The following is a 9,279-nucleotide window of genomic DNA, read 5'->3' on the forward strand; positions in this document are numbered from 1 at the left end:
GGTGTCGCATGGGGCGTACAGAAGAACGTTCCGGGGGGTACGTGACGCGGGGACGCGCGCCCCGGGGTGACATGCCCCTCCCTGGGGCACGTCCCGCACACCCACCCGTCCGTCGAATGAGTACGCGTACTCTGTCGCGCCCCTGCCTCACACGGCACGGTCGAACGCATGAACAGGATGACGCGCCCTCTGCCGACCTCGCCGACGCTGCCGACCTCGCCGACTCTGCCGACCCTGCTCACCTTGCTGACCCTGCGCCCGCTGCCGAAGACGGCACGGCTGCCCAGGTACGCGACCCGCCTGCTGGGCGCGGCCCTCGCGGCGGGGGCGTACGTGGCCTGCCTCCCCTGGGACCTGCGCAACCGCCCCGAAACGGCGGGCTCTCTCCACGAGACGACACCGGTGACGCCGACGGGCGTCACGCTCTTGGCCGTCTCACTGGTGGCCCTGGCGGCCTACTTCGGCATCAGGGACCGCCCGGTATGGACGCTGCTGGTGGTGGCGGCCCCGCCCGCGACGCTCATGTACATCTCGTTCAACACGCATCCCACGCAGGACGCGCAGGCGTGGCCGCTCGCATGGGCGGCCTTCACGCTGCTCTTCGGGGCGGGTGCGCTGGTGGTGGCGGTGGCGGCGAGGAGGCTGGCGCGAGCCACGAAGTGACCGCGCCCGCCCCGGCAGTTGCTGCCCTTCTCTCCCTACCTACCCGCGTCGGTCGGCCAGCGCCCAGGAGGCGAGCCCGACGCCCCCGGCGACACCGAACACGGCGGGCCAGGCGCCGACCTTCTTGGCCAGCGGATGCGACCCGGCGAACCCGGCGACGTAAGCCGCGCTGAGCGCGGCCGCGGTCTTGGCCCCGGCGGCCTCCCGCCACTGCCGAGCGGCCACGACCCCGGCGGCCCCGAGCACGACCCCACCGAGGGGCCGCTTCTTCGTGAAGCGGGCGGTGGCGTATCCACCGATGATCCCGACGGCGGCTATGGGGGCGGTGGAGATGCGGGCCATGAGGCCTCCCGACGTAGGCGATGAGTCATCCACAGCTGTGCCTGCGGATCCGTAGCCGAGATTACGCTGCCGGTCTCAGGAGCGGTCAGAGTGGTACTGGATGGGCATAACGGGACAGTCATCGCGCCTGTGCACGGCTTGCACCGGTCGATAGCCGCCTGACGAAACCGGGCGCACCCGGCGAGGCGGCACGCGCCCAACCCTGAGCGACACTGACCAAGAAGCGAGTGGCCTTGCGGCACTTCATGGTGGGGTCCAGCAGTGTCACCTTTCGGCGATGGCGGACGCGACGAAGCGGGACCAGGTATCGCGGCGCACGGCGAGCGTAGGACCACCGGGCCCTCGCTTGGAGTCCCGGACGTACACGGTCTCAAGGGTACGGGCGCACTCTATGCACTCACCGCCTGCGTTATTGCTGTATGAGGACGTGAACCAGACGAGTTCGGCTGGGAGGTGCGGACTGGTGACGCCGGTGCTCATCGTGTGTATTCCTTCAGGATCGAATTGATCAGCTGGGACGACTGCAGGGGGCTCAAAGCGACCGCGCGCAGGTCGTCGAAGGCGCGGGTGTACTGCCGCACATGATGCTCCCCCTCCAGATAAACCGCATCCGTGATGCCATCGCGGTAGACGATGTCTGGATCCGCTGGATCTGGGAAGCCCAGCATGGTGAAGGGGCCGGTCATCGGGTAGATGCCGGAGCCGAAGGGAAGGACTTGCACGGTGATCGAGGGCAACCTCATGTCGTCGACCAGATGATCCAACTGCATGCGCATCAAGGAACGTTCGCCAATGATGTTCCGCAGTGCTGCCTCATGGATGACGAACCAGGCGTCGGGTGCGTCAGCGTTCCTCAGGAGGCTCTGGCGCTCCAGGCGCACCTGAACCGCCCGCGCGACGTTCTCCTCCGAGATCCCGTGACTGTAGGTGTACATCTCGCGGACGTATTCAGGGATCTGTAGAAGGCCCGGGATCATTTCAACCTGGTACTGGCGGAAGGAGGAGGCTTCCTGTTCGAGGCCGATGTAGATGTTGAACCACTCGGGGATTCCTCCGGCGTGCTGCTGCCACCAGCCCTTCGTTCGAGCCTGCTTGGCGAGTGACTTGAGGAACTCCCTTATCTCGTCACTGGTTTCGTAGAACCGGCATAGAGCGTCAACATCGGACGTCTGGACGCGGCCGTGACCGGTCTCCATCCGGTTCACCTTGGATCCGCTCCAATCGAGGGCGGCCCCAACTTGCGCGCATGTCACCCCATTTGACTCGCGCAGTTTCTTCAACTCGATCGATAGTCGGCGACGCCGCGCGGTTGGTGACCCTGCCATTCCGGCACCTCCTCGGTAGCCCGCCACAGTCTTCATGGCGAGAGGCATGCTTGCCAATCACTCCATCGCGTGATTCTCGCCGTGCACATTGCATCTCGGGATGTGTGCAAGCCACTCTGTGAGGCACGCAGAAGCGCTACTGATCGTGCAACCAGCCAGGTGGCGAGGGTAGTTGCGACGCTGTGAGCGCGTGATCCTCGACGGAGAGGAGATGTACGTGATCCAGGAGAATTGCATGCAGCGCAAGCCGTGGGAGCTCGCCTTCCTCGCAGAGCCTGAAGAAGTGGCGGCGTTGCGTCGGCTGCTCCGCCTGCATCTGGGAGTTTGGGGACTACACGAGCTGGTGGATGCAGCGCAGCTGTGCGTGACCGAGTTGGTGACCAACGTGGTCACACACGTGGGCATCGGTACACCGACCCGTCTGGCAGTGGCCATGAACGACGCCTATCTGCGCATCGAGGTCCATGACCCGGACGCTAAGGCCCTGCCAACCCTCCTTTCGGGCACGCAGAGGATGCCGCAGCTCAGAGAGGCGGAGGCAGGACGCGGGCTGACCTTGGTAGATGCGGTGGCGGATCGGTGGGGTGTCCAACTACGGGCAGACGGAAAAGTGACCTGGTGTGAACTGAGGACAAATCTGAGCTCGCCGCACGGACACACTGGTGGAACGCGCGTGACGCGCGCCGAGGCCATCCTCGGTCTGTACGGATGGGCGGCGAGGAAGCATCCCGAACGAGTTGAAGAGGCACAGCTGTTGTCGGCCTTGGCAGGCCGGATGCCGGCGATCGAAGTGATCGCCGACATCCTCCATTGGCTGCACGCCCACGGGCATGATCCGGATGACGCCCTCGACTGCGCGCAGACCCGCTTTGAGGCCGAGATCGAGGTCGCGTGACTGGCAGTGAGGGCAGGGGGCTCCGGCTTCATTGAGCCCTACGAGGGCGCCACCTTAGAGTAGGTGAAGACATCGGCTGGGAGCTCGTATTGGAGCTCCCACTCGATGGCCATCGGCTTACTGCCCTTGTGGGTCCGGTACTTCGCAGGACCCAGGAACATCCAGGGCTGTGACTTGCCGATGTCGGTGTCCTTGTAGCGGCGCATGAACAGAAGGACGTGGCTGCCACGCTCTGCATGGCGCTGGTAGCGAAGCCCGGTGGGTGAGTGCTCAGACGTGGTGCTCTGTGACTCCCAGTGGAAGATCTTCGGGCTCAGCGCGTAGTCCTTGTAGCGGACCGTCGGGGAAAAGTCCTTCTCGTTCTTCTCCAGCGTGATCAGCAGCGTGTCCGACTCGTACTCAGGCGCCCAGACCACCCCCTGAGCGAAGGCACCGGGCATCTGCCCGCCGAACTTCGCGATGCCGAGGGCTGCAAGCACCTCGGATCGATTGTAGGCACTGTGGATCTTCAGCGGCAGATCTGCGTGCGGACCCTCTGGGCTGATCGGAAAGTGGTCGGACGTGCCGATCACGTACTCGATGACCTGGCTGAGTTCACTGCGGAAAGCGCTTTGGCTGCGCAAGGAATTGAGCCCGTCACTGTAGCTGGAGAAGCCACCGGCCTTGTCCCACAGGTTGAAAAACAACATCCGTGCGTAGCCTTGTTCACGAGGGCTCAACTCGGCGTAGTGCGGGGCATTGTCGGCGAGCAGTCGAAGGTACGTCTGCGCGCGCTCCGGGTCGTCTACATGCAGGAAGGAGTGAACACGCTTGAGTAGATCTTCCTCTCCGGGCTGCGGGGCTTCGTCGAGGAGGCCAGCACGGCGGAGCACTGTCGACCACGAATTACTGTTCTTGTACAGCTCCTTGATCTCGCGGCGACTCTCCTTCAGGTACTTCTTCAACTCCGGTGCTGCATAGTCCCTGGCCTCTCTGGCGAGGATCTGAATGTTCGCCTTGATCTGAGTGCGAATGTTTTCGATCACAAGGTCCTTCGACTTCCCCTCCAAAATGATCTGGCAGCCGGAAGGTAGCTGAGGGAAGTCGTGTTCTGCATGCTCCAGAAGGCGATTACGGGAGAGGTTGGTTAGAGCGCGGAACTGCTCCTCGAACCGGAACTCCTTGCGGTGTTGGCCAATGAAGTCGAGAACGGTGAGAACAGGCTTCGTTTCCGTGCGGCGCAGTCCGCGCCCCAGCTGTTGGAGGAACACGGTGGCGCTATTGGTGGGGCGCAGCAGGAGCAGCGTATCTACATCAGGGATATCCAGTCCCTCATTGAACAGATCCACTGAGAAGATTACTTGAATCTCGCCCTTGCGGAGCTGGTCAAGCGCAGATTTGCGTTCCTCGGCGCGTGACTCGCTATCGAGGGCGATAGCCTGGAATCCCGCCTCACAGAAGATCCGCGCCATGAAATGTGCGTGCTTCTTGTTGACGCAGAAGCCGAGGGCGCGCATCGAGGACGGGTCGGATACCTTGTCTTGCACCTGCTTGATGACGATGCGGGCTCGGGCGTTATCTCCGGTGTAGAGATTACCGAGTTGATTCACGTCGTAGGTACCAGACGACCAGTTGAGCTGGGTTAGGTCGGTGCCATCTGGCACTCCGAAGTAGTGGAAGGGGCACAGTAGATCATTCTCTAGTGCTTCCCATAGGCGCATCTCGGCGGCAATGCGTCCATCGAAATAGAGGTCTTGCACATTGCGGCCGTCCGCCCTCTCGGGCGTCGCGGTAAGGCCGAGTAGCTGTCCCGGCTTGAAGTGCTTGATGATTCGTTCGTACGTGTCTGCTGCCGCGTGGTGGAACTCATCAATGACGATTACGTCGAATTGCTCAGGATCGAGCTTCTCCAGACGGTCGGCCTTGAGTGATTGAACGCTCGCGAAGACATGCTGCCAGTCGCTGGGCTGCTCGCCGCTGAAGAGGAGTTCACCGAAGGAAGCGTCGTCCAGCACCTCGCGATAGGTGCGCAGTGACTGTCGCAGGATCTCCTGGCGGTGCGCGAGGAACAGGAGGCGAGGGAGCTTACCGTCCGACTTATTGCGTAGATTTCGGTAGTCGATGGCGGCCATGACCGTCTTGCCAGTGCCGGTAGCAGCTACGAGCAGATTCTCGTGTCTGCCTCTCAACTCTCGCTCGATTTCAAGGCGTTCAAGCATGTCCTGCTGGTGTGGATATGGACGCACTTCAAGGCCAGACAGGTTGATCTGCATGTCCTCGCCGCGTCCGGTTCCACCTGCCTGGCGCAGGGCGATATCGAGTCGCGCGCCGTCGCGGTCGGGGACGTAGGTTTCGAAGGCGATGTCGTTCCAGTACGCATCGAACGTCGCCTCGAACTTGTTCAGGACGGCCGGCGTGGCGATCGCTGATAGGCGGACATTCCACTCCAGCCCATCTAGTAGCGCGGCCTTGGAGAGGTTTGAGCTGCCTACGTACGCCGTGTCGAAGCCGGTGTTGCGCCGGAAGAGCCAGGCCTTAGCGTGGAGACGTGTCGAGCGGATCTCATAATTGACCTTCACTTCGGCGCCGAAGTCCCGGACAAGACGGTCGAGCGCAGTGCGGTCGGTGGCACCGATGTACGTCGTCGTGATCACGCGGATCGGAACGCCACGCTCAGCTGCGGCCCGCAAGGAGTCTTCAAGGACACGGATGCCGTACCACTTCACGAACGCGCAGAGCAGGTCAATGCGATCAGCGGTTGCCAACTCGGCTCGAAGCTCTGCCCCGAGGCTCGGGTCTTCAGGCGAGTTGGTGATGAGTGCCGTCTCAGAGAGTGGAGTCAGCGGGCGAATGCTGTAGACGCCTGCGGCCTCCTGCTCGGCGAGGGCGAGGAGCTGGCGCGGGCCATCGGCGATGAGGCCCGTCGCCGACGTGGTGTCCACGTCTGGTGCGACCGATGCCAAGGTCTCTATGAGCTGATTAGCCGCGGCAACTCGCTTGCCGTGGGGAAGTTGACCGAGTCGGTGCTCGATGGCCGTACTGAGATAGCGAGCGAGTACGTGGGGCGAGGACTCTTCGCTGACCTCGGTGTCGATGGCCTTCCAGCCAGCGGCTTCTAGACGATCGAGGTCGCTTCGAAGGCCCAGAGTCACAACCTTCTCGTACACCCCTGCTGGTTGCTCGTTGTGTTGCGGCTCCGCCACGGCGACTCCTCTGGTCTCAGACGGGAAACGGTGCGCTCAGCACAAGTCATAACAGGGTCTTCCATGAGTGCTGGCTGGCACGGGGAGGGGTGATCTGTTGTCAGCGGTGACTTGTATCGTCCGAACATGACCGAATGGACGATCAATCCTGGCGATGTTGTGAGTCGTGCTGACCTCAAGGTGCGGTACGGCGGGGGCATTCAGGGAGGAATCCTCTCCTCTCTGGACAATGAACACGTCCGTCTGTTCTCTGATGACAGCAAGGCGGCAGAGAACGGCTACCGGGATGGATGGCTGGCGGAAGAAGACGAGCGGGGAGCGATCTTCGAGTACACGGGTCAAGGGCGGCTGGGGGACCAGACTCTCGGCGGAAACAACGGCACCGTGGCCAACCATGTTGGCAAGGGTAAGAGGTTGCATCTCTTTGTTGCCGATGGGAAGAGGGCAGGCAGCGATGCCGTTTGGCAGCGGTATGTAGGAGAGTTCGCCCTCGATGAGGTCGAGCCCTTCACCTTTCGTAGGGCGAAGGACGCGAAGGGTGAAATGAGGGAAGTGGTTGTCTTCCGGCTGCGCCCACTCGGAGAGCACGAGCGGAGGAAAGAAGACCGAATAGGTCCTTCCCCCAAGACGGACGTGCACCGCTTCGGCGCCTCACAGACGGAGAGTTCCCTCGCGGCGACGGAGAAGCATGAGAGCGCGAAGGGCGAGCGTGCCGCCTCCCCGGCCGGAGTGGCGGTGCGTCGGGAATCTGATCTCCGTACAGCCTACGAGTCGTTCCTCATCGCTCAGGACCACAGTGTTTTTCGGCACCGGATACGGATTGAAGGGTACTCTGCCACCTTCTGGACGGACCTCTATGACAGTACTGAGAACGTCCTGTACGAGGCAAAGGGGTCAGCGACGCGCAAGGCAATAAGGGAAGCAATTGGCCAGCTGTTTGACTATCGTCGGCACATAGAAGAGAGCGACGCGAAACTTGCTGTCTTGCTCCCTGAGGCCCCTAGTAGCGACCTCAGGGATCTCCTTGCCGTAGTGGGGATCTCGCTGGCATACCGGGAAGATGGCCAGTTCATTCGTGAAATGTTCTAGGGTTTGGGTCAATTCCCCGGAACGCGCGCTCCGTTAAACCGGATCCGCCGTGGCCCCGTGGCACTCCGCGTAAGCCTGCCCGGACCCACACCAGCACACCCCATCCCCCTCCGGCGGCCAAGAGACCGCCCGCCCCCGCGCCGCCAGCGTCGTCGCGTACTGCGGCAGGAGTGTCGAGTCCTCTGGGGAGGATGCCTCTGACGCGGCGAAGGCCTCGTAGGACGGGACCGTGCCCGTGACGATGCCCAGGTTCGGGGTGCCCGAGGCCGAGAGTTCCCTCAGTGAGGACTCTATGGTCGACAGGTGTGCCTCGTGGGACGGGTATTCCGAGGTCAGGGACGGGTACGCCGTCAGGAGTTCCGTCAGTTCCGTCGACGGCCAGTGCAGGACCGCCACCGGGAACGGGCGGGACAGGGCCTCGCGGTAGGAGCCCAACTCCGCCTGGATACGGGCGATTTCCGCGCGCAGCTCCGCGGGGTTCTCCGAGCCCAGGGACCAGATCCGCTTCGGGTCGTGGAGTTCGTCCAGGGGGACCGAAGCCGTGGAGACGCGGTCCGCCATCGCGTCCCAGTCGTCGTGCTCCGCGCCCAGGAGGCGGCGTACGCGGTGGCGGCCGAAGAGGAGGGGGTGCGTGGCGTACGGGGGCTCCGCGGCCGGGGCGGGGAGCAGCAGGGTCACCGCCTCCGTGAACGTGGCGTGCGCCTGTTCCAGCTCGTCGTGGGATTCCAGGGACTCCGCCACGATCACCCACGGCGCCGGGTCCCGCGGAGACGCCGCGCGGACGCCGTCGATGATCGCCCTCGCCTCCGCCTCGTGGCCGTACTCCCAGAGGTTCGACGCCTTCAGGGCGCGGATCAGCAGGGGGGACGACGGGGGGTGCGGGGCCGAGGGCGACAGGAGGTTGTCGTAGAGCGTCGTCGCGCGGTCGCGGGCGCCCGCCAGTTCCAGGTGGGCCGCGGCCTGGAGGAGGAGCTGTTCGGCGTCCTCCGGGTACAGGTCGGCCGTGCGTTCCAGACGCGCGGCTTCGGCGATGTGGTCGACGTCGACGTGGTCGGCGGCAGCAGGCTTCTCGGGGCGCATACGGGACACGGTACTGCGGAGGGGGCCTCCTGTAGGAGGGGGTCGGTGGAGGCCCATCCTGGTCCTGCCCTGGTCCTGCCCTGGCCCCGCCCTGGTCCTGCCCTGGCCCCGCTCTGGCCCTGCCCCGGTTCGGGCATGGATTGTTGGGGGTGGGGCGCCTATCCTCCGGGCGGCCGGGAACGCGCCGGGAACGCGCCAGGGAGTACGCCCGAGAGCGCGGCCGTCGTGCGGAGGAGGAGGGGAGGAGGCGTTGTGCGGGGTCGCGTAATGGGTCGCGTAATGGGGCGTGTAACGGGGCGTGCACCGGGTCGTGTACCCGTCGTCGTCCAGCAAGGGCGCCGCCGCCCTCCCCGGCCCCTCGCCGCGCGCCTCCTCTGGAACGGGGCCGAAGTCGCCGTCACCCTCGGGCTCGTCCTGCTTCTGCTCGTCGCCCATCAGCTGTGGTGGACCAATCGGCAGGCCCGCGCCGCCGCCGAGAAGAAGGTCGAGGCCCTTGAGGAGGAGTGGGGGCGGTCCGGTTCCCAGGGGGACAAACAGGGACAGGGACAAGGGGAGAGCGGAGGCGGTCGTGGGGATGGCCCGGACGGGGGCTCCCCCGTCCCTGAGCGCGATCGCGCTCCTGATTCCTCCGCCGCCGGGGCACGGCAAACCGCCCGCCCCGCCCCCACCCCCCGCTGTGACCCGGCCTACGCCGTCCTCCGCA

General features: G+C 64.4%; 8 protein-coding genes. 3 read left to right on the top strand and 5 right to left on the bottom strand.

All coding sequences use genetic code 11. The features are described 5' to 3' along the window. The first annotated feature begins 168 nt into the window (after positions 1–168). Positions 169–663 carry a hypothetical protein gene (locus tag AOK03_RS20015; protein WP_055566680.1) on the top strand — a complete coding sequence of 165 codons (495 nt, stop codon included), beginning with the start codon at positions 169–171 and terminating at the stop codon, positions 661–663. Positions 664–702: 39 nt separating this feature from the next. Here the strand turns inward: AOK03_RS20015 and AOK03_RS20020 are convergent, their stop codons facing one another. The 3 genes from AOK03_RS20020 to AOK03_RS20025 form a co-directional block, all read right to left on the bottom strand. Next, entirely contained in the window at positions 703–1,005 is a 303-nt protein-coding gene (locus AOK03_RS20020; RefSeq protein WP_055566681.1) for a hypothetical protein, read from the bottom strand. 264 nt (positions 1,006–1,269) lie between these two features. After that, positions 1,270–1,485 (bottom strand): DUF397 domain-containing protein, encoded by a 216-nt coding sequence (locus AOK03_RS41035; protein WP_079074842.1) that lies wholly within the window; start codon positions 1,483–1,485, stop codon positions 1,270–1,272. Continuing rightward, on the bottom strand, positions 1,482–2,330 hold the full coding sequence (locus AOK03_RS20025; protein WP_055566682.1) for a helix-turn-helix domain-containing protein: 849 nt from the start codon (positions 2,328–2,330) through the stop codon (positions 1,482–1,484). The genes AOK03_RS41035 and AOK03_RS20025 overlap by 4 nt, the downstream gene beginning before the upstream one ends. Before the next feature lie 235 nt (positions 2,331–2,565). Here AOK03_RS20025 and AOK03_RS20030 point away from each other — a divergent pair, with 235 nt between their 5' ends. Then, complete coding sequence (locus AOK03_RS20030; RefSeq protein ID WP_055566686.1) at positions 2,566–3,225, top strand: ATP-binding protein; 660 nt, start codon at positions 2,566–2,568, stop codon at positions 3,223–3,225. Positions 3,226–3,263: 38 nt separating this feature from the next. Here AOK03_RS20030 and AOK03_RS20035 read toward each other — a convergent pair whose 3' ends face one another. Then, positions 3,264–6,407 (bottom strand): DEAD/DEAH box helicase, encoded by a 3,144-nt coding sequence (locus tag AOK03_RS20035; protein ID WP_055566683.1) that lies wholly within the window; start codon positions 6,405–6,407, stop codon positions 3,264–3,266. Positions 6,408–6,533: 126 nt separating this feature from the next. Between AOK03_RS20035 and AOK03_RS20040 the strand changes: the two genes are divergently transcribed. Continuing rightward, positions 6,534–7,496: an SRA domain-containing endonuclease gene (locus tag AOK03_RS20040; protein WP_157869010.1), complete on the top strand. Its 963-nt coding sequence runs from the start codon at positions 6,534–6,536 to the stop codon at positions 7,494–7,496. 33 nt (positions 7,497–7,529) lie between these two features. On the opposite strand, the gene AOK03_RS20045 is transcribed toward AOK03_RS20040, so the two are convergent. Continuing rightward, positions 7,530–8,576 (bottom strand): SEC-C domain-containing protein, encoded by a 1,047-nt coding sequence (locus tag AOK03_RS20045; protein WP_055566685.1) that lies wholly within the window; start codon positions 8,574–8,576, stop codon positions 7,530–7,532. Positions 8,577–9,279 lie beyond the last annotated feature (703 nt).

Source organism: Streptomyces atriruber (genome assembly GCF_001418325.1).
GTDB lineage: Bacteria > Actinomycetota > Actinomycetes > Streptomycetales > Streptomycetaceae > Streptomyces > Streptomyces atriruber.